Consider the following 18,741-nt stretch of genomic DNA (forward strand, 5'->3'; position numbering starts at 1 on the left):
CAGGCGTCTGATTTGTATGTTTACCATTACGGTTCCTAAGCGGTAGCCCAACTAGCTACGACCAAACTGGTTTTGCTACCGTATGAATCGCATACTTTTCCTCAACCCTCACACACTGCTCATGTCCTTCACCTCTTCTCGCCCCGAAGATCTATTGTTTGATGCTGCCCGTCGGGGCGATGTTGCCTACTTGAAAGAATTGCTTGCCTCCAACATCGACGTAAATATTCAAAATGGGAAAGGCTTTACGCCCCTAATTGTGGCTGCCTACGACGACCAATTGGAGGCCGCTAGACTGCTAATAGAAGCTGGGGCCGACGTAGATGTGCAAGACGCAGGTGGTAATAATGCCCTAATGGGTGTTTGCTTTAAGGGTCATGCCGAGGTAGCTCACTTGCTCATTGAGCACGGTGCCAACTTGGACTTGCAGAATGGCAATGGCGGCACCGCCCTAATGTTTGCCACCTTGTTTGGCCGCAATAAGCTCATTCCTATACTGCTCGAAGCGGGCGCCGATGCCACTATTCAGGATGTTCGCGGCCTTACTGCTCTTGACTTGGCCGTGCAGCAAGGCAACCAAGAAGCCTTGCAACTGCTGCAATAATAGTTGAGGCACCTTACGAGCTTGTTGTCGTATACTCCGACATTACTATCGCGGTAGGTTGAAAAGCAGTAACCATTTTCGCCAAATTCAAGCTTTAATATGGAAAGTCTAGCCCGATTTGCTCCCTACATTTATGCTTTGATGCGCATAGTGGTAGGAGTACTTTTTGCGATGCACGGTAGCCAAAAACTACTCGGTTTTCCCGGCGATAAACCGCCAGTAGAAATAGCCTCCTTAATGGGCCTCGCGGGGATAATAGAACTAGTAGGTGGACTGCTAATTGCCTTCGGTTTCCTGACTCGCATAGCTGCTTTTGTGGCCAGTGGTACCATGGCCGTAGCTTATTTTATGGCACACGCACCACAAGGAGCCTTTCCCATCCTTAATCAAGGGGAACTGGCCGTATTGTATTGCTTTGTATTCCTGTACATTGCTGCTCAAGGCGCCGGACCTTGGAGCGTAGATAATATGCTTAGAAAAACCCGACGTGACGTGTTAGCTCGTTGACAGTTCCAGCAACTGTTGGATAAAAAACGGCTTCTCACTCACCTACCGATTGGCAGGTGAGTGAGAAGCCGTTTTTGTGTGGGCTATTGTGGATATTAATGAGTAGGCTTAGTAAGCAAGTAGAAGGCATAACGCCGTCCTAGCTTTACCTCCTGCTCTATTTCAAGGGTAACCAACTGAGGTTCAAAACCACTCTTAATCGCATTTTCCCAAAACTCCTCAATGCGGTAGGTTACCATGTGGGGCAAGTTTTGAGCATATCCCCAACGGTGCGGCTGACTTACGGGAGTATTATCAGCGTACCGGATTTGAATAAAGGCTTGCCCACCCGGTGCTAACAGCTTGTAAGCAATGTCTAGCACCCGACTGCCATACGCTTTCGTCGGGAATATCTCGAACACATAAGTCGAGAAGAATAAGTCGCAAGGCTCCGTGATGGCGTCCAGAACTGTTTCTGGTGAGCCAGCCTCAAATTCTACAGGAACAAAATCATGAAAGCCTTCACGCGCTAGTTGCTTTTCACACTCGCGCACGCTAGCAGAAGTAATATCAACACCATAGTAACAAGTGGAGCCAGGTGCAAAATGCACAGCATTAGCCCCACCACCACAGCCCCAGTCTACAATGCGAGCCGGATAATGGTCAGGTGCAGCTATCCCGGCCATTTTGCGGTACATATCTAGGTTATGGCGACCCATTTTCAGCCAACGCTCATCATCGTTAGTGAAAATTCCCTTACCCCGCCAGTGCGCATTACCAGGTATATAGTCGCGATCAATGCGCTCCCAATACTGCTGAGAATCAGCAATTAGCTTATCATCTGAGTCGTAGAGGTGGAGTCCTTCGCGTACCACTCGCTCACTAGACCGGTAAATCCGAGCTAAAGTATTTCGTAGTTGTGTTTTCATTATAACCGATGAGGTTGGGCAGACTTATTTAGTGCAAGGTACTCGTTAACTAAATTTTAATCCAATAAAAGTACAGGATCATAATATTAAAGGCCAATTAACATAATAAATTACATAAATTAAAGCTCCTCAGTTGCACTTTGCTGAGTAATAAAATTTATACAAAGAATAAGTTTAATAAAGGGTAATTCAAATCAGAAATCACTAAGCCACTTTTTGTATAGGCATCAATCAACTTAGAAATAAATTCAAATACAAGCTATTCCAGCTTGTGAGGGCTGAGTACGAATTAACTAAGCAATCTGTTCCTTTAATTTTTGCAGTATCTCCTGAGCCGCCACTGCAATAACTGTTCCGGGGCCGTACACGCCGGCCACACCTGCCTCGAAGAGAAACTCGTAGTCCTGGGCTGGAATGACGCCACCGGCAATAACCAGGATATCGGCGCGATCAAGTTTCTTTAGCTCCGCGATGAGTTGCGGAATAAGAGTTTTGTGGCCTGCAGCTAGGCTGCTTACACCCACGACGTGCACATCGTTTTCGGTGGCTTGGCGCGCTACTTCGGCTGGCGTTTGGAATAGGGGACCGATATCCACGTCGAAGCCAACATCGGCGAAGCTGGTGGCAATGATTTTGGAACCTCGGTCGTGGCCATCTTGTCCCATTTTGGCCACCAGAATGCGCGGCCGGCGTCCTTCCAGCTTGGCGTATTCATCGGCCATTTCGCGAGTGCGCTGAAATTCGGCGTCATAGTCTAGCTCAGCGGAGTACACGCCCGAAATAGCGCGAATGGTCGCTTGGTGGCGGCCGTACACCTTTTCTAGGGCGTCGGAAATTTCGCCTAAGGTGGCGCGTACACGAGCCGCTTGCACGGCTAGCTCCAGTAAGTTGTCTTGGCCACTGCGAGCCGCCTCTGTTAGCGCATCTAGCGACTTGGCTACTGCAGTTGTGTCACGCTCAGCTTTTATGGTTGCTAAGCGAGCTAACTGCGCCTCGCGCACAGCCGCGTTATCAATGTCGAGTACATCGATTTTCTGCTCTTCAGCAGGGCGGTATTTATTTACACCAACAATAATTTCTTTGCCTGAGTCGATGCGCGCCTGCTTGCGGGCCGCTGCCTCCTCAATGCGCATTTTGGGCAAGCCGGTTTCAATGGCTTTGGCCATTCCGCCTAACTCCTCCACTTCCTGAATCAAGGCCCAGGCTTTGTCGGCCAACTGATGGGTGAGGCTTTCTACATAATAGGAGCCGCCCCACGGATCCACGACGCGTGTGATGTCAGTTTCGTGCTGCAGATAGAGTTGAGTGTTGCGGGCAATACGGGCCGAAAAATCAGTGGGCAAGGCGATAGCCTCATCAAGCGCATTGGTGTGCAGACTTTGCGTGCCGCCCAAAGCCGCCGCCATTGCTTCGATGCAGGTGCGCGCTACATTATTGAAAGGGTCCTGCTCAGTAAGCGAATAGCCTGAAGTCTGGCAATGCGTGCGCAGAGCCAGCGACTTGGGGTTCTGGGGGGCAAATTGCTTCATGAGCTTGGCCCAGAGCAAGCGGCCAGCGCGCAGCTTGGCTATCTCCATGAAGTGGTTCATGCCAATAGCCCAGAAAAACGACAGTCGGGGGGCAAATTGGTCGACGCTCATGCCCACGGCCAAACCCGCGCGCACGTATTCGAGCCCATCGGCGAGGGTATAGGCTAGCTCAAGGTCAGCGGTGGCCCCAGCTTCCTGCATGTGGTAGCCACTGATACTGATGGAGTTGAAGCGCGGCATGTGCTTGGCCGTATAGGCAAAGATGTCGGCGATGATGCGCATACTCGGCGCAGGCGGATAGATGTAGGTGTTGCGCACCATAAACTCCTTCAGAATATCATTCTGAATGGTGCCTGCCAACTTCTCCGGGCTCACGCCCTGCTCCTCGGCCGCCACGATGTAAAAGGCCATAATGGGCAGTACGGCCCCATTCATGGTCATCGATACCGACATCTGATCCAGCGGAATCTGGTCGAAGAGAATCTTCATGTCCTCTACCGAGTCGATGGCGACGCCGGCCTTACCCACGTCGCCCTCCACACGTGGGTGGTCCGAGTCGTAGCCGCGATGAGTAGCCAGATCGAAGGCTACTGATAAGCCTTTTTGCCCCCCAGCCAAGTTGCGACGGTAAAAAGCGTTGCTTTCCTCGGCCGTCGAAAACCCCGCGTACTGACGAATAGTCCACGGATTCTGCACGTACATGGTGGGGTAAGGCCCGCGCAAATAGGGAGCAACACCAGCCCCAAAACCCAGGTGGTCGAAGCTAGCTACGTCTTGAGCGGTGTAGTAGCTATGGAGCGGAATCTGCTCGGGCGTCTGGGTTTCGGTGGGTGCGGAAGGCGCAGGCGGCAAAGGCGCTGCATCGTAGGCAATCCGAGAAAAATCAGGCTTCATGATGGGGTGGTAAGGGAGACTTCTTGGCTAGGCTATTGGGTTACGATAGAGGCTCAATTAAGCTCCGCATGTAATTATGATTTTCCCTGTAAACGAGCTAGAATATCGTCAGTATTGTAGCCGTTTACGGTAAACTCCTGAAAGCCGAACCGTTGGACCGCTGCCTGCATCGTTGCCAAATCAGCCGCTACCATGGTGGGTAAATGCACAGAAAGGTCAGCGGAATCGGGCGCGGCTACCTCCCTTACAAACGCTCGGAACTGCTCCGCTGTAATGTACATCAGCGTCACGGTTTCGGGTGTGGAATAAAGTACTAGCAGCGAGTCAGCAGCGAACTCCGGGAGAGGGAGCGTGGTACGCTCCTCAGCGGGCAGCGTTCGAAGGAAAGAATCCAGAATAGTATGGTTGGCGTCCTGCCCGAGGAGCACTACGGCTGCCCGCTGCTTTTTCTGGAGCTGCCGCCGGAAGTGTAAGGCCGTCACCAATCGAAGCACTTCGGTAGGGTACGAAGCACGGGTGGTGTCGAAGGAGCGGCTGCGTAACAGCTTTTTAGGATCAAACTCGAACTCCTCCTGGGACTGGGTGAAGCGGTTGCTACCCACTATTACCTGCTCACCGGTGGCAATGCGGTGAAACGTCTGACGGCTGACCGCCCGTAACTCTTCGAGGATGCTACCCCAGTGTTTCGGTACGCCACCCTTGTCTTCGGTGGCCTGAAACAGGGCCCAGGCTTCGCGGGCTAGGGTATCGGTCAGCGTTTCTACGTAATAAGAGCCGGCCGCCGGATCGGCCACGCGCCCAAGTTGGGACTCTTCGCGCAAGATGATAGACAGGTTGCGCGCCAGCCGCTCCGAGAACTCGCCCGGCTCGCGGTACAAACTATCGAATGGTGCTACCGTGAGCGAAGTAGCTCCGCCAAGTACCGCTGCCATTGCCTCGGTGGTGAAGCGTAAAAGATTGGTATGCGGATCGAGGGTAGTTTGCAGCCACGTGGAGGTGCTAGTGTGCAGACGCAGCCCCGCCGCAATGCTGGGGGGCAAATCGTAGGCGTGCAGCAGGGTAGCCCACAGGCGACGCAAGGCCCGGAGTTTCGCAATCTCTAGAAAGTAGCTGGTGCCCACCGCCACGTGCAACTGCATGGCGGTAGCTACATCAGTTAGGCTTAACTCGGCAGTAGGAAGCTCGTGCAGATAAGCGGCAGCTACGTTCAGCGCATACCCAATCTGCTGGATATTAGTACCGCCGCGGTTCCCAAAAAAGCTGGCGTCGATGGTCAGTGCCCGGAAATCTGGCATCTCCCGGGTAAGCTCCAGAACTGCCCGCAGCTCAGGTAAGTGGCTACCAAGTTCTCCGACACGGTGAACAAGCGGATCAAATACCAAAAAGCCCCCCAGCGTTTGGCTAGTTGCTACTAAGCGGCGTACTAGCCCCGCCGGATGATGTGGAACAGAGTAGCCAATGAAAGTGCTGTCGAGTGGTAGCAGGCTGTGCAAATAGTCGACATCAAAAGCGCTGGCGTCGTCGGCAAATACAAAGTGGATTCCGTCGGCGCCGCGCTCTATTGCTGTCTGCGCGTGGTCTACTGCCTCGTGGCCGCTATGCTGCGCAGGCACGTGCACCACAGGGATATTAAGCCAGGTGCGGTCGGAGGCAGCGGGCTCGGAAAGGAGGGGAGCCGGCAAATTGCCAAGTGCCTCCAAGGCCTCGCGGTGATAGAAAGGCTGCACCGTAAAGCCCTCGGCCGGTTGCCATTGCAGCATAGCGGGGTCAACTCCTTTCAAGTCACGGCGGATGCGTTCCTGCCAAGCTTCAGTGCTGATAGGTTGAAATTCGGGAAAAGAAACGTGCGCCGGGCGCGGGGTATCGGCCATACGGGGGGAGAGTAAAAAGCCTGTGGGTCCGGGTAGGAATGCGGGTTAAAGATACCGCATAGAGCTAATACTGGCGAATAAGGCTTGCTGTTTGTACGGCGGCGCTTTGCGAGTAGCTTCATCTCCCTAAAAAATTTGCGCAACGCACTTCCAATTTATGATTTAAAGCACCACCATAAATAATCCCTTTAAATTGTAATTGGCACTTCACCATACTAAGCGTAGGATACTGATGGGGACTTAAACAACTTAGGAAGGGGTGATTGAAGTTGAGGTGCTTTTAGCTGCTTAGATGGAAGGCGCACTTCGGTTCGAGGTTCGTTTGGATATTGATTTGACCAAAAGCCCAACGTCCGCCGTTATCTTTGCGCTCTGTCTTCTTCGCCTTTTGCTGTTTCTATGCACTTCTTTCGCGTACGGGCCGCTGGCCTGGGTCTGCTTTTTGCCGTTGCGTTAGCGCCTGCTTGTCAGCGTGCTACGTACTCAGCCAAGCCAGCATTAGCTCCTGCAACTGCCCAGCCCGTAGGCCAGGCAGTTGCTCCAGATCCTAAGATAGCGGCCCTTATCGAGCCCTATCAGCAGAAGGTAACTCAGCAAATGACGGAGGTAATAGGGACAGCACCCGTTGCCTTAACTAAAAACTCAGGCGAGTCGCCCTTGGCAAATTTTGTGTCTGATATTCAGCGGCAACGAGCCAGCGCCGCTATGGGCAAAGCCGTCGACGTAGGCGTGATAACCAATGGTGGTCTGCGTTCTAACCTGCCTGCTGGCTCTATCACTCTGGGGAATATTTTTGAGCTGATGCCCTTCGAGAATGAGCTTGTCGTACTCGACACGCCGGGCCCCATGATGCAGCAGCTCTTTGATTATTCAGCTCGCCTCAAAATGGCCATTTCAGGGGCTACTTATACTGTAGGGCCAGATGGCAAGCCGATCAATATACTAATCGGTGGCCGGCCCTTTAACCCAACGCAGACCTACACTGTTGCCATTTCCGACTATCTGGCCGGCGGCGGTGATAATATGGTGTTTTTCAAGACCATTAAGCCCCGCGGTACTGGTATTCTGCTGCGCACTTCCATTGCCGACCACGTTCGCCAGCTTACAAAAGCAGGCAAACCCGTGGAAGCCAAAGTTGAAGGCCGAGTGCGGTGATGCTAGACTCTGCACCTAGTCAGCTTTGTATTTGTTAGCTCCTCAACTCATCAGTCTGCCAAAAGCATGAATCGTCGCGACTTTCTTAAAAACTCAACATTAGGAGCTGCCAGCTTGAGCTTGCTTGGAGTGCCTGCGCTGGCTCGCGACACCAAAAGCACGCGCCTCACCATTCTGCACACCAACGATATGCACTCGCGCATCGAGCCGTTTCCGGCTGATGTGGGGCAATTTGCTGGCATGGGCGGTATGGCGCGGCGGGCTACGCTGATTCAGCAGATTCGGGCCCAAGAGCCCAACGTGCTGCTGCTCGACTCAGGTGATGTATTTCAGGGCACGCCGTACTTCAACTTTTTTGAAGGTGAGTTGGAGTTTAAGCTTATGTCGCAGATGAACTACGACGCCTGTACCCTCGGCAATCATGACTTCGACAATGGCTTGGAAGGCTTAGCCAAGCAGTTGCCCCACGCCAACTTCCCTTTCCTGATTGCCAACTATGACTTCTCGCAGACTATGCTTGCGGGACGTTTTCAGCCTTACAAAGTATTCACCAAGGCGGGTCACCGTATTGGGGTTTTCGGGCTGGGAATTGAGATGGCCGGCTTGGTCGCCGATAAAAATTTTGGCAAAACTCAGTACCTCGACCCCGTGGCCACGGCCCGCGCTACGGTGGCGCGTCTGCGCGACACCGAGCGGTGTGACTTGGTCATTTGCCTCTCCCACTTAGGTTATCAATATAAAAATGAAAAAATTGATGACTTAAAGCTGGCGGCGCAAGTGAGTGGAATCGACCTGATTCTGGGCGGACACACCCATACTTTCCTCGATGCGCCCGTGCCCGTTGATGGCCCGAACGGCCATCGGACGCTTATAAACCAAGTCGGTTGGTCAGGAATCAACCTCGGCCGTATCGACTATGAGTTTGCCCGCCAGACGCGGCGACCTTCCGTGGCAGCAGCTTCGGTAGTACCCGTGCGAACGGCCTGACAAATGCAAGCGGTTAGGCGTTTTTTTGTGTCCTGACTTTTCCACATTTTTGTCTCCCTCTAAAAAATCGAGCGCGCCCAAATCGTGCTTCGACCGTTCTACCTAACCCTGCACCCGTTGCTTTTGCCCTGTTTATTTGATGTTGAAGGATTGCCAAACCGTATGGGCCAACTGTCTTCGCATCATCAAGGCAAACATTGGTGAGCAGAGCTTCCGCACATGGTTCGAACCCATTGTGCCGGTGCAGCTTCACCATAATGTTCTGATTATTCAGGTACCCAGCCAGTTCTTTTATGAGTGGCTGGAGGAGCATTATGTGGATGTGCTGAAGAAGAGCATTTATCAGGAGCTAGGTCACGAAGGCCGCTTAGAGTACAGCATCGTCGTTGATCAGGGCAATGGGCAGTCGAAGCCTCGGACGGTGAATATTCCAACGGCTCGTAAGGCCGCGTACCCGGCTCCCGGGAATAATAGCGCCACGCAAGTAGCAGCTAGTGCCCAAACGGCTTCGGCCCGCAACGTGGCTGCCGCTGCCAACGCCCCTTCCAACCCGGATACCCTTCGCAACCCTTTCGAAGCGGCCAAGGGCATCGACAGAAACTACCTCAAGTCGCAGCTTAACCACACGTATTCTTTCGAGAACTACATTGAAGGCGACTGCAACCGTTTGGCCCGTTCGGCGGGCTTGGCGGTGGCTAACAAGCCGGGTACTACCAGTTTCAACCCGCTCATGATTTACGGCGGCGTGGGCTTGGGCAAAACGCACTTGGTGCAAGCCATCGGCAACCATATCAAGGCCACTACGCCTGATAAGTTCGTGCTATATGTGTCGGCGGAGAAGTTTACGAATCAGTTTATCGAAAGCCTGCGCAATAATGGCGTGCAGGACTTCGCCAACTTTTACCTGTTGGTGGATACGCTGATTCTGGACGACGTGCAATTCTTGTCAGGTAAGGACAAGACCCAGGAAATGTTCTTCCACATTTTCAATCACTTGCACCAGGCCGGCCGGCAGATCGTAATGACCTCCGACCGGCCCCCGCGTGACTTGAATGGGTTGGAAGACCGCTTGTTGTCCCGTTTTAAGTGGGGCCTGACCGCCGACTTGCAAAGCCCGGACTTTGAGACGCGCATGGCCATCATTCAGAATAAAATGCAGCAGGATGGCATTGACATTCCGCCGCAGGTAGTGGAGTATCTGGCGCACTCGGTGAATACCAACGTGCGCGAGCTGGAAGGCGTGCTGATTTCGCTGGTAGCCCAAAGTAGCCTCAATCGTCGCGAGATCGACTTGGAGATGGCCAAGCAGGCTTTGCGGCACATTATTGAGGAGGTAGAAGCCGAGGTAAACCTGGACTTCATTCAGAAAACCGTAGCTGAGTATTTCAGCATTCCAGTCGATTTACTGAAGGCAAAAACTCGCAAGAAAGAAGTGGTGACGGCGCGGCAGGTAGCTATGTACTTCGCTAAGGAGCACACTAGCCATTCACTTAAAAGCATCGGTCACAACTTTGGCGGCCGTGACCATAGCACTGTCATCCACTCTGTTCAAACGGTATCAGACTTGATTGATAGCGACAAAAGCTTCCGCGGCACCATTGCGGAATTACGCAAGAAATTCGCTGGTAAGTGACGAAGCGTAATATAGTAAAATGCCCCCCAGACCTGGTCTGGGGGGCATTTTACTATTATAACTTATGTATTGGGCTGGGTATCCTGTAAGGGTACTTGGTGCTGCTGAGCAAAGGCACGAACTTGGTCGCGTAGGGTGCGTTTGCGGCGGGTGCCCCTTACCTCGCGTAAGCTGAGATTATACTGATCGCCGGCCTTCAGCTTGATGCGGAGCTGCTGGGCCACAAACCCCAAGCTGGCGATGTCCTCGGCTGCGAAAGCCTGCTTGGCCCGGAATAAGCCACCCTTGTGCACGATATAGCCCGGAGTAAACTCTAAGTAGCTCTGAGTGCCAAATACCGGGGCATTATGCACCAGCACGTAGCCGAGATAAAAGAAGCTAAATACTAGGAAGACCCAGTGCAGGAAGTGCAAATCGTTTAAGCCATCATCCGAAAACATGGAAAAGATGGTGTAAGCAATCCAGAAGCAGGCAATCATAACCTGCCCCCAGAAGGGAACGCGCGAGGTATTAGCTGGTTGGAGACGAATGCGGGTAGAGGTAGTGGGCATACAGCGAGCGGGTAAGTCAGCAAAAAGCAAAGTAAACGAAAAACCGACAAGGCTAGAGCCTTTGCCGGTTTTTGCGGTTCTAATACTAGTGTAACGGAGGCCGACTAACGAGCTAGAAGGGTGGAATGCTTACTTCAGGCTTGCCGTCAGCGTCATTTCGGGTACGGCTTGGAGCAGCTGTGAAATTGGGCAGTTAAGCTTTGCGTCCTCGGCGTGCTTTTGAAAGTCTTCCGCCGAAATGCCAGTTACCTGGGCCTCGGTCGTAACGTGAATCTTAGTGACTTTGGGTTTGCCCTCTACCGTGTCCATAGTCACCTTCGACTCGGTATTAAGCTCTTGCACTTGCGCGCCCGCTTTGCTGAGTTGAATAGCCAGATACATGGTGTAGCAGCCTGCGTGAGCGGCTCCAACCAACTCCTCAGGATTGGTGCCTTGTTTACCCTCAAAACGGCTGCCTACGGAATAGGGGGCATTTAGAGCACCACTTTGGGTGGTAAGAGTGCCACTGCCTTTTTGGTCGCCGTGCCAAACGGCCTTGCCTGCATGATCTGCCATGATAAGAAAAAGTAAGGGGTAAAGGATGAACGCCTTGGTAACAACCTGGAATCGATGAGTTGGGTTATGGAAGCTGAAGGCTAGCCGTTGTACGCAGATTTGGCGTTAACAGCTTTGATTAGCGGCCTCCGAGTAATAGCTCAGCTTCAAAGGGTAAATTAATCTGGTAATTTGCCCCCAGACCAACTATGTGCCCCCTAAAATGCGTACGTATTTGTTGGTACAACGTGCCATCCTCGTTTGCGGGGTTGTTTAGCCAACTTTATATCACGTCTATGGCCCTTAAGGCCGCTTTTAGCCGTCCGCTTGCGGCAATCCTCAACCATCGGTATCAGCAGTGGTTGCGCCGTCCCGTCGCGACTCAGCAGCGCGTGCTGGAAACATTGGTTCATACAGCTCAACGTACGGCTTTTGGCCGCGACCATGACTTCAGCAGCATTAATACCGCTTCCGACTTAGCCAACCAAGTGCCCGTACGTGACTACGAGGCGCTATCGCCGTATTTTCAACGAGTGCAGGAAGGCGAGGAAGATGTGCTGTGGCCCGGCCGGCCGCTGTATCTGGCCAAAACCAGCGGTACTACTTCCGGCACCAAGTATATTCCTCTGACTAGCGACAGTATTCCCAACCACATCAACGGAGCCCGCGACGCCCTGCTTACGTATGTGCACCGCACGGCTAAAGCCCAGTTTCTGGATGGGCGCCTAATGTTTCTGTCGGGCAGTCCGGAGTTGAGCATTATCAACGGTATCCACACGGGGCGCTTATCGGGCATCGTCAACCACCACGTGCCGGCATATTTGCGGCGGAGCCAACTGCCCAGTTACACTACCAATTGCATCGAGGATTGGGAGCAGAAGCTCGACCGTATTGTGGACGAAACCATCGAGCAGCCGATGTCCCTTATTTCGGGAATTCCACCCTGGGTGCAGATGTACTTCGACCGCCTCGTGCAGCGCACCGGCCGACCTATCAAGGATATTTTTCCGCAATTTGACCTCTTCGTGTACGGAGGCGTCAACTTCGAGCCTTACCGCGCTAAGCTCTTCGAAACTATTGGCCGCCCTGTGGATAGCATCGAGCTTTTCCCCGCTTCCGAGGGCTTTCTGGCTTTTCAAGATGAGCCTGGCAATCCTGGTTTGCTGCTCTTGCTTAATGCCGGTATCTTCTTCGAGTTCATTCCCGCCGAACGCTTCTTCGAGCCTAATCCGCCCCGCCTGACCATTGCCGATGTAGAGCTAGATAAGCAGTATGCGCTGGTGCTCAACTCCAACGCCGGCCTCTGGGGCTATAGTATCGGCGATACGGTGCGTTTTGTGAGCCTTTCGCCCCACCGCGTGGTGGTAAGTGGGCGCATCAAACACTTTCTATCGGCCTTCGGCGAGCATGTTATTGGTGAGGAAGTAGAACAGACCCTCCGCGAAGTCATGACGCAGTTCCCGGAAGTAGAAGTGGTGGAGTTCACCGTCGCGCCCCGCGTGAGCACCACGCCCGATGAGCCCTCCCAGCACGAGTGGCTCATGGAATTTGCGCGCCCACCCCAAGATGCTGCCGCCTTCGCCGCCGCCCTGGATGCTGGCCTGCGCCGTCGCAATGTATACTACGACGACTTACTGGGGGGCAATATTTTGGCTTCACTTCGGCTCACGAGCTTGCCGCAGGGGGCATTTCAGCGGTATATGAAAAGCCTAGGTAAGCTTGGGGGGCAAAATAAGGTGCCACGCCTGAGCAATGACAGAACGGTGGCGGATGGGTTGACCGGGAATTGAAAAGCTTTGGGTTAAGATACTATTGTCAATGAACAAAGACTCTATTCAGATCTCTGCTAGTATTGATCATGACTATGATTGCACGTTTGATATAACTGTTTCCACGGGGTTTATTCGACAGTCACTAAGCTTTTTTGGGTATACAGATGCGTTCAAAGAATTTGGTTGGGCATTGAAGGGCTTCCCGATGAATACTACACATGAAGTGATGTTTCAACAGGGTACAGATGACGGCTACGGTCCAGGGTATTTAATGATTAAAGCTTATTGCTATGATCATCAAGGCCATACTGCTCTGCACATAATTATTGATAATAAAGAGCGCTTGCCACAAAAGTGCCGAGTCGAGTTTTCGATTTTAGCTGAAGCGGCTTCAATAAATAAATTAGGGCTTAAGCTATTTAGTTGGGAGTTTGAGCAGCAAGATACTATTGAATGGAAAGCCCAGATAAGCTAACAAAACCCCAACTTCACGTCGCCTGCCTCGCCTACGTCCAGGAGCGCATTGCCGCTGCTACCCAAGCCATGCAAGCCGCCCAAGAATCAGCCAACTCTGAAACCAAAAGCAGCGCCGGCGACAAGTACGAGACCGGCCGCGCCATGGCCCAGGAGGAGCGCAACCGCAACGCCGTACAAATCCGCGAAGCCCAGAATCTGCAAGCCGAGTTGGCACGTATCAACCCCGAGCAAGCCTGCGACACCGTGCGACCCGGCGCGCTGGTGGAAACCAGTATGGGGGACTTTTTTATTAGTATCAGCGCCGGTAAGCTCACCGTGGGGGGCAAAGATTACTTTGCCGTATCGGCGGCGGCGCCGGTGGCGGCGGCGCTGAGTGGGAAGCGGGCAGGGGAGGAAGCGGTATTTAACGGGAAAACGGTGCGGGTGCTGAGTGTCCAATAAGCAGTTATAGTAAACAGGCGGTCAGGCAAAGCACATGGCAGCATGACCGCTTATTTACTATAACTGTAGCTTACCTTTGCCGACGCACGTTACAGTTCAGCATGTCCCTCCCACCCAAACGTCTTACCCTACTCGGCTCCACGGGCTCCATTGGCACCCAGGCGCTGGACGTGGTCCGCAGCCAGCCGGGCCGGTTTCAGATTGCCGCGCTTTCAGCCCACTCCAATTCCGAGTTACTGATTCAGCAAGCTCTGGAGTTTCGGCCAGCCGCTGTGGTTATCGGCGATGAGAAGCAGTATCAAACCGTTAAAGATGCTCTGGCAGGGCAACCTATTGAAGTGCTGGCTGGCACTGCCGCCCTGGCTGACATAGCCGGCCGCGACGATACTGACATTGTGCTCACCGCTATGGTGGGCTATGCGGGCCTGCTGCCTACGGTGCGGGCTATCAAGGCTGGCAAGACCATAGCGCTGGCCAACAAGGAAACGTTAGTAGTAGCGGGCCAACTCATTACGGGCTTAGTCAAAAAGCACGGCGTGGGGTTATACCCCGTCGATTCAGAGCACTCGGCTATTTTTCAGTGCCTAGTAGGAGAGGAGCAAAACCCGATCGAAAAAATTATTCTGACAGCCTCTGGGGGGCCCTTTCGGGGGCGCACAATGCAGGAGCTAGCCAGTGTCACGAAGGCGCAGGCGCTGAAGCATCCCAACTGGGATATGGGGGCCAAAATTACCATCGATTCGGCGTCTTTGATGAACAAAGGCTTGGAGGTGATTGAAGCCAAATGGCTGTTTGGCCTGCGCGACGACCAAATTGAGGTAGTGGTGCATCCGCAGAGCATTATTCACTCCCTAGTGCAGTTTGAAGATGGGTCTCTGAAGGCCCAGCTTGGCCTGCCCGATATGAAGCTGCCAATTCAGTACGCGTTGGGCTACCCCGAGCGCCTGCCGAGCAAGTACCCGCGGTTTTCCTTTCTGGATTATCCGCAGCTAACCTTCGAGCAGCCCGATCAAAGCACCTTCCGCAACTTGCCGCTGGCCTTCGAAGCCATGCGCCGCGGCGGAAATGCCCCCTGCGTGCTCAATGCGGCCAACGAAGTTGCCGTAGCCGCTTTTCTGCGCGATGGCATCGGTTTTCTGCAAATGCCGGACCTCGTGGAAAACTGCCTATCGAAGGTTTCGTACCTTGCCGAGCCGGCGCTGGACGACTACGTGCAAACCGACCAGGAAACGCGGCGCGTGGCGCAGGAATTTTTAAAACATTAACCCAAAACTGAGTGTCATTCTTAGTATAGCGCCGCGGAACGAAGCACCTCATGCACTTCGTTGCAAGTAGCATTGAATACTTGGCCGCGTAGCAATACTGGACTTGCGCTTTTCTTCGTTCCGCCAAGCGGCTACGCTTCAGCGCAAGCCAACCGATTTTCTAAACTCTGTAACTAAATAAAGCATTGGATATTCTAATAATGGCCGGGCAGCTCATCCTGGGGCTAACAATTCTGGTGGGCGTGCACGAAATGGGGCACATGCTGTCGGCCAAGTGGTTTGGGATGCGGGTGGAGAAATTCGCCATCGGCTTCCCGCCGAAATTGTTCGGCAAAAAAATCGGCGAAACTGAATACATGATTGGCGCCGTGCCCCTGGGGGGCTTTGTCAAGATCACCGGGATGATTGACGAGTCGCTGGATACGGAAACGATGAGTCAGGAGCCGCAGCCATATGAGTTTCGGGCTAAGCCAGCTTGGCAGCGCCTGATCGTGATGCTGGGGGGCATTATTGTGAACGTGCTAACCGGTATCCTCATTTTTACTATTCTCACCACCAAGTATGGTCAGAGCTACTTGCCGGCCTCCGAAGTGCGCTACGGCATAGTACCTAGCAAGCTAGGCGAAGAAATAGGCTTCCGCAAAGGCGACAAAATCGTGAAAATCAACGGCCGCCCCTTCGAGCAGTTCGACGACGTGTACAATCCCGATGTGGTAATGGGCAACCAGAGCTACTATACCGTGGAGCGCAACGGTCAGCTGCTCGATATTAAGCTGCCCGCCGACTTCATGGACCGCCTCGCTGACAATCAGAAAGATCCAGCCCGCTTTGTGGAACCGCTGAACCCTTTTGAGGTAAGCGAAGTAGTGGCCGGCCGCGCCGCCGCCAAAGCTGGCCTGCTGCCTGGCGACCGTATTTTGCGAGTTGGCAATCAGGAAATCAACTTCTTTCCCGAACTCCAGCAAGCCCTTCGCGATAACGCCGGCAAGGCTACCGCTCTGCTGGTGCAGCGCAACGGACAGCCTATTACACTCACGGCTAATGTTGAAGAGGAAGGAACGCTCGGTTTTTTGCCTAAGTCGTTGCTGCAATACTCAACGAAGAACTATAGCTTTCTGGAAGCCATTCCCGCCGGCACCAGCCAGGCGTTTGGTATTGTGAGCAATCAGGTGCAGGCGTTTGGTAAGATTTTCCGGGGTGAGGCAAGCGCAAGTAAGTCGTTGGGCGGGCCCATGGCCATTGCCCAGACGTACGGCGGCACCTTCAACTGGATCAAGTTCTGGACCCTGACCGGCATGCTCTCAATGGTGTTGGCCTTCATGAATCTGCTGCCCATCCCGGCCCTCGACGGCGGCCACGTGATGTTCTTGACCTATGAGATGGTATCCGGTCGTAAGCCTTCCGACAAATTCCTGGAGAACTCCCAGAAAGTAGGCATGGCCTTACTGCTGAGCTTGATGGTGTTTGTTATCTTCAACGACTTGTTCAAGACGCTGTTCTAGAACTTATTTGTCTTTAGCATACCTATAAAAGAGAACGAAGTACTGCTTCGTTCTCTTTTTGTTTGAGCTTTTCAATTATATGCGTCATCTGCTGACCCTGTGTGCTTTATGCCTATTTAGCCTCGCTGCTATGGCTCATGCCTACCATGCCAGCATCATGGACGTGCAGTACAATGCACAAAAGCAGCAGTTGGAGGTAGCGCTGAAAGTCTTTACGGATGATTTTGAGAAAGCACTAAGCGTGGGGCTGCCGGTAGCTGTTGCCTTCGATAAGCTTTCTCCAGCACAGGTAAATATACTAACCACGGCACTGCTTCAACGCTCCGTGGCCTTTGGTACCAAGCCCGGCGAAGCTCTGCCACTCCGTTTTGTGGGCGTTGAAAAAGATAAAGACGCGCACTGGGTATATTTCTCTGTAAAAATGCCCCCCAAGCCTGCTAGCGCCATCTATCTGCGCCACCGCCTGCTGCTGGATACTTTCCAGGATCAGATGAACATCGTGAACCTGGAGGGCGGCGGCAAAAAGCAAAGCGCCCTGTTTCGCGCCGGCAACGATGAGCAGAAGCTAAGTTTTTAGTCTGGGTTATTTGATTGATCTAGCATAGAAGCAGTCCTGCGCTCCCTAGTTTTCGGTAGTGAATAGCTCAGCTAGTTATTTGCTACTTTCACCGCCTATGCGGTCTTTCCTAACTCTGATTCTATTAAGTGCCGGGCTTTTGGCCATTGCTGTTGGTTGTGATGCTTTGTCTGGCTCCAAAAGCGGCCGTGCCAATGCAGGGTCTGTGCAGGTATGGCTGACCAATCCGGCCCAGGTAGAGCGATTTGCCCCCCAGCCGCAATTACAGGCTAGCACAACGCTTCCGACTGATGTTCCTGTCATTTCTATCGACGAGCAGCAGCGCTTCCAAACCATGGAGGGGTTCGGCTACACGCTCACGGGCGGTAGCGCGATGTTGCTGCACAAAATGGCCCCCGCGGCCCGCGCTAAGCTTTTGCGCGAGTTGTTCGGGACCGAAGACAACGGTATTGGCATCAGCTACCTGCGCCTGAGCATCGGTGCCTCCGACCTCGATGACCGAGTATTTTCCTACAATGATTTGCCCTCCGGCGAAACCGATCCGACCTTAGCTCGCTTTAGTTTAGCCCCCGATCAGAAGCACCTGATTCCGGTGCTTAAAGAGATTCTGGCCATCAGTCCGGCTATTAAGCTGCTCGGCTCGCCCTGGTCGCCGCCCACCTGGATGAAAACCAATGGCGCCTCCAAGGGCGGCAGTCTCAAACCCGAGTGGTATAGTGCCTACGCCCGCTATTTGGTGAAGTACGTGCAAGGTTACGCGGCCGAAGGCATTCGCATTGATGCTATTACTATACAAAATGAGCCTTTACACCCTGGCAACAATCCGAGTCTGCTGATGCTGCCCGAACAGCAGGCCAGCTTCATTAAGAATAACCTGGGGCCGACCTTCAAAGCGGCAAAGCTCGATACCAAAATTATCATCTACGACCACAACGCCGACAAGCCCGAGTACCCGCTTACCGTGCTCAACGACCCAGAAGCGCGTGCTTACATTGATGGCTCGGCCTTTCACTTGTATGGGGGGCAAATTGAGGCGCTAAGCAAAGTACATGATGCTTACCCTGACAAACACCTCTACTTCACCGAGCAATGGGTAGGCTCAAAAACCAAGTTCGCCGATAACTTCGGCTGGCACATCAAGCACCTCGTTATTGGTGCCCCGCGCAATTGGGCGCGCACAGTGCTGGAGTGGAATTTGGCCGCCGACTCTGATCAAAACCCGCACACGCCCGGCGGCTGCACGGAGTGCCGGGGAGCAATTACAATCGATGGTGACTTAGTGAAGCGCGAAGACGCGTATTATATCATTGCCCACGCTAGCAAATTCGTGAGCCCTGGCTCTGTGCGCGTGGCTTCCACTGAAGTAACGAATTTGCCAAACGTGGCTTTTCGCACACCAGCCGGCAAACTGGTCGTCATTGTTTTGAACGAGGGTGCTAAGTCAAAAACATTTGGTATCCGTCGCGGCCAGGAGGTTATAAGCGCTACCCTGCCTCCTAGTGCAGCCGCAACATATGTGTGGTAACGCAGGGAA

General features: G+C 53.2%; 17 protein-coding genes. 12 read left to right on the forward strand and 5 right to left on the reverse strand.

Translation table 11 applies throughout. The features are described from left to right. Window positions 1-121: 121 nt before the first annotated feature. Both ACW9KT_RS05290 and ACW9KT_RS05295 read left to right on the forward strand, forming a co-directional pair. Complete coding sequence (locus ACW9KT_RS05290; protein WP_457078568.1) at window positions 122-604, forward strand: ankyrin repeat domain-containing protein; 483 nt, start codon at window positions 122-124, stop codon at window positions 602-604. A 99-nt stretch (window positions 605-703) separates the two neighbouring features. Then, window positions 704-1,111 (forward strand): DoxX family protein, encoded by a 408-nt coding sequence (locus ACW9KT_RS05295; protein WP_457078322.1) that lies wholly within the window; start codon window positions 704-706, stop codon window positions 1,109-1,111. Window positions 1,112-1,206: 95 nt separating this feature from the next. Here ACW9KT_RS05295 and ACW9KT_RS05300 read toward each other — a convergent pair whose 3' ends face one another. The 3 genes from ACW9KT_RS05300 to ACW9KT_RS05310 all read right to left on the reverse strand — a co-directional run bounded on the left by ACW9KT_RS05300 (window position 1,207) and on the right by ACW9KT_RS05310 (window position 6,313). Continuing rightward, window positions 1,207-2,019 carry a class I SAM-dependent methyltransferase gene (locus ACW9KT_RS05300; protein ID WP_457078323.1) on the reverse strand — a complete coding sequence of 271 codons (813 nt, stop codon included), beginning with the start codon at window positions 2,017-2,019 and terminating at the stop codon, window positions 1,207-1,209. Between the two features lie 293 nt (window positions 2,020-2,312). Further along, complete coding sequence (gene scpA / locus ACW9KT_RS05305) at window positions 2,313-4,442, reverse strand: methylmalonyl-CoA mutase (protein WP_457078324.1); 2,130 nt, start codon at window positions 4,440-4,442, stop codon at window positions 2,313-2,315. A 74-nt stretch (window positions 4,443-4,516) separates the two neighbouring features. Beyond that, a complete protein-coding gene (locus ACW9KT_RS05310; RefSeq protein ID WP_457078325.1) occupies window positions 4,517-6,313 on the reverse strand; it encodes a methylmalonyl-CoA mutase family protein in 1,797 nt (598 codons plus the stop codon). 399 nt (window positions 6,314-6,712) lie between these two features. On the opposite strand from ACW9KT_RS05310, the gene ACW9KT_RS05315 reads away from it, so the two are divergent. From ACW9KT_RS05315 to dnaA, 3 genes are all read left to right on the forward strand, one after another. Beyond that, a complete protein-coding gene (locus ACW9KT_RS05315; RefSeq protein WP_457078326.1) occupies window positions 6,713-7,468 on the forward strand; it encodes a 5'-nucleotidase C-terminal domain-containing protein in 756 nt (251 codons plus the stop codon). Window positions 7,469-7,534: 66 nt separating this feature from the next. Then, window positions 7,535-8,455: a bifunctional metallophosphatase/5'-nucleotidase gene (locus ACW9KT_RS05320; RefSeq protein WP_457078327.1), complete on the forward strand. Its 921-nt coding sequence runs from the start codon at window positions 7,535-7,537 to the stop codon at window positions 8,453-8,455. Between the two features lie 139 nt (window positions 8,456-8,594). After that, window positions 8,595-10,088 carry a chromosomal replication initiator protein DnaA gene (gene dnaA, locus ACW9KT_RS05325; RefSeq protein ID WP_457078328.1) on the forward strand — a complete coding sequence of 498 codons (1,494 nt, stop codon included), beginning with the start codon at window positions 8,595-8,597 and terminating at the stop codon, window positions 10,086-10,088. 62 nt (window positions 10,089-10,150) lie between these two features. Here dnaA and ACW9KT_RS05330 read toward each other — a convergent pair whose 3' ends face one another. Beyond that, complete coding sequence (locus ACW9KT_RS05330) at window positions 10,151-10,639, reverse strand: hypothetical protein (RefSeq protein ID WP_457078329.1); 489 nt, start codon at window positions 10,637-10,639, stop codon at window positions 10,151-10,153. Window positions 10,640-10,768: 129 nt separating this feature from the next. Then, window positions 10,769-11,194, reverse strand: coding sequence for an OsmC family peroxiredoxin (locus ACW9KT_RS05335; RefSeq protein WP_457078330.1), 426 nt, complete (start codon window positions 11,192-11,194; stop codon window positions 10,769-10,771). Window positions 11,195-11,469: 275 nt separating this feature from the next. Here ACW9KT_RS05335 and ACW9KT_RS05340 point away from each other — a divergent pair, with 275 nt between their 5' ends. The 7 genes from ACW9KT_RS05340 (at window position 11,470) to ACW9KT_RS05370 (ending at window position 18,732) form a co-directional block, all read left to right on the forward strand. Further along, a complete protein-coding gene (locus ACW9KT_RS05340; RefSeq protein ID WP_457078331.1) occupies window positions 11,470-12,963 on the forward strand; it encodes a GH3 family domain-containing protein in 1,494 nt (497 codons plus the stop codon). A gap of 28 nt (window positions 12,964-12,991) precedes the next feature. Beyond that, window positions 12,992-13,420 carry a hypothetical protein gene (locus tag ACW9KT_RS05345; RefSeq protein WP_457078332.1) on the forward strand — a complete coding sequence of 143 codons (429 nt, stop codon included), beginning with the start codon at window positions 12,992-12,994 and terminating at the stop codon, window positions 13,418-13,420. Beyond that, entirely contained in the window at window positions 13,399-13,863 is a 465-nt protein-coding gene (locus tag ACW9KT_RS05350) for a 3-oxoacyl-ACP synthase (RefSeq protein ID WP_457078333.1), read from the forward strand. Before ACW9KT_RS05345 ends, ACW9KT_RS05350 begins: the two co-directional genes overlap by 22 nt. Before the next feature lie 101 nt (window positions 13,864-13,964). Next, entirely contained in the window at window positions 13,965-15,128 is a 1,164-nt protein-coding gene (locus tag ACW9KT_RS05355; RefSeq protein ID WP_457078334.1) for a 1-deoxy-D-xylulose-5-phosphate reductoisomerase, read from the forward strand. Between the two features lie 185 nt (window positions 15,129-15,313). Next, complete coding sequence (gene rseP, locus ACW9KT_RS05360) at window positions 15,314-16,630, forward strand: RIP metalloprotease RseP (RefSeq protein WP_457078335.1); 1,317 nt, start codon at window positions 15,314-15,316, stop codon at window positions 16,628-16,630. A gap of 130 nt (window positions 16,631-16,760) precedes the next feature. Next, the gene (locus tag ACW9KT_RS05365) at window positions 16,761-17,207 is read left to right on the forward strand and encodes a DUF6702 family protein (RefSeq protein WP_457078336.1); all 447 of its coding nucleotides are present in this window, start codon (window positions 16,761-16,763) and stop codon (window positions 17,205-17,207) included. Between the two features lie 97 nt (window positions 17,208-17,304). Continuing rightward, window positions 17,305-18,732: a glycoside hydrolase family 30 protein gene (locus tag ACW9KT_RS05370; protein ID WP_457078337.1), complete on the forward strand. Its 1,428-nt coding sequence runs from the start codon at window positions 17,305-17,307 to the stop codon at window positions 18,730-18,732. Window positions 18,733-18,741: the final 9 nt, after the last annotated feature.

The sequence above is a fragment of the Hymenobacter sp. HD11105 genome, from assembly GCF_054051685.1.

Excerpts from the sequence above, each read along its gene's own strand:
- scpA (WP_457078324.1), bottom strand. The coding sequence starts at position 4,442 with ATGAAGCCTGATTTTTCTCGGATTGCCTACGATGCAGCGCCTTTGCCG.
- ACW9KT_RS05345 (WP_457078332.1), top strand. The coding sequence starts at position 12,992 with ATGAACAAAGACTCTATTCAGATCTCTGCTAGTATTGATCATGACTAT.
- ACW9KT_RS05335 (WP_457078330.1), bottom strand. The coding sequence starts at position 11,194 with ATGGCAGATCATGCAGGCAAGGCCGTTTGGCACGGCGACCAAAAAGGC.
- ACW9KT_RS05290 (WP_457078568.1), top strand. The coding sequence starts at position 122 with ATGTCCTTCACCTCTTCTCGCCCCGAAGATCTATTGTTTGATGCTGCC.
- ACW9KT_RS05340 (WP_457078331.1), top strand. The coding sequence starts at position 11,470 with ATGGCCCTTAAGGCCGCTTTTAGCCGTCCGCTTGCGGCAATCCTCAAC.
- ACW9KT_RS05295 (WP_457078322.1), top strand. The coding sequence starts at position 704 with ATGGAAAGTCTAGCCCGATTTGCTCCCTACATTTATGCTTTGATGCGC.
- ACW9KT_RS05310 (WP_457078325.1), bottom strand. The coding sequence starts at position 6,313 with ATGGCCGATACCCCGCGCCCGGCGCACGTTTCTTTTCCCGAATTTCAA.
- ACW9KT_RS05330 (WP_457078329.1), bottom strand. The coding sequence starts at position 10,639 with ATGCCCACTACCTCTACCCGCATTCGTCTCCAACCAGCTAATACCTCG.
- dnaA (WP_457078328.1), top strand. The coding sequence starts at position 8,595 with ATGTTGAAGGATTGCCAAACCGTATGGGCCAACTGTCTTCGCATCATC.
- ACW9KT_RS05370 (WP_457078337.1), top strand. The coding sequence starts at position 17,305 with ATGCGGTCTTTCCTAACTCTGATTCTATTAAGTGCCGGGCTTTTGGCC.
- ACW9KT_RS05300 (WP_457078323.1), bottom strand. The coding sequence starts at position 2,019 with ATGAAAACACAACTACGAAATACTTTAGCTCGGATTTACCGGTCTAGT.
- ACW9KT_RS05365 (WP_457078336.1), top strand. The coding sequence starts at position 16,761 with ATGGCTCATGCCTACCATGCCAGCATCATGGACGTGCAGTACAATGCA.
- ACW9KT_RS05315 (WP_457078326.1), top strand. The coding sequence starts at position 6,713 with ATGCACTTCTTTCGCGTACGGGCCGCTGGCCTGGGTCTGCTTTTTGCC.
- ACW9KT_RS05355 (WP_457078334.1), top strand. The coding sequence starts at position 13,965 with ATGTCCCTCCCACCCAAACGTCTTACCCTACTCGGCTCCACGGGCTCC.
- ACW9KT_RS05350 (WP_457078333.1), top strand. The coding sequence starts at position 13,399 with ATGGAAAGCCCAGATAAGCTAACAAAACCCCAACTTCACGTCGCCTGC.
- ACW9KT_RS05320 (WP_457078327.1), top strand. The coding sequence starts at position 7,535 with ATGAATCGTCGCGACTTTCTTAAAAACTCAACATTAGGAGCTGCCAGC.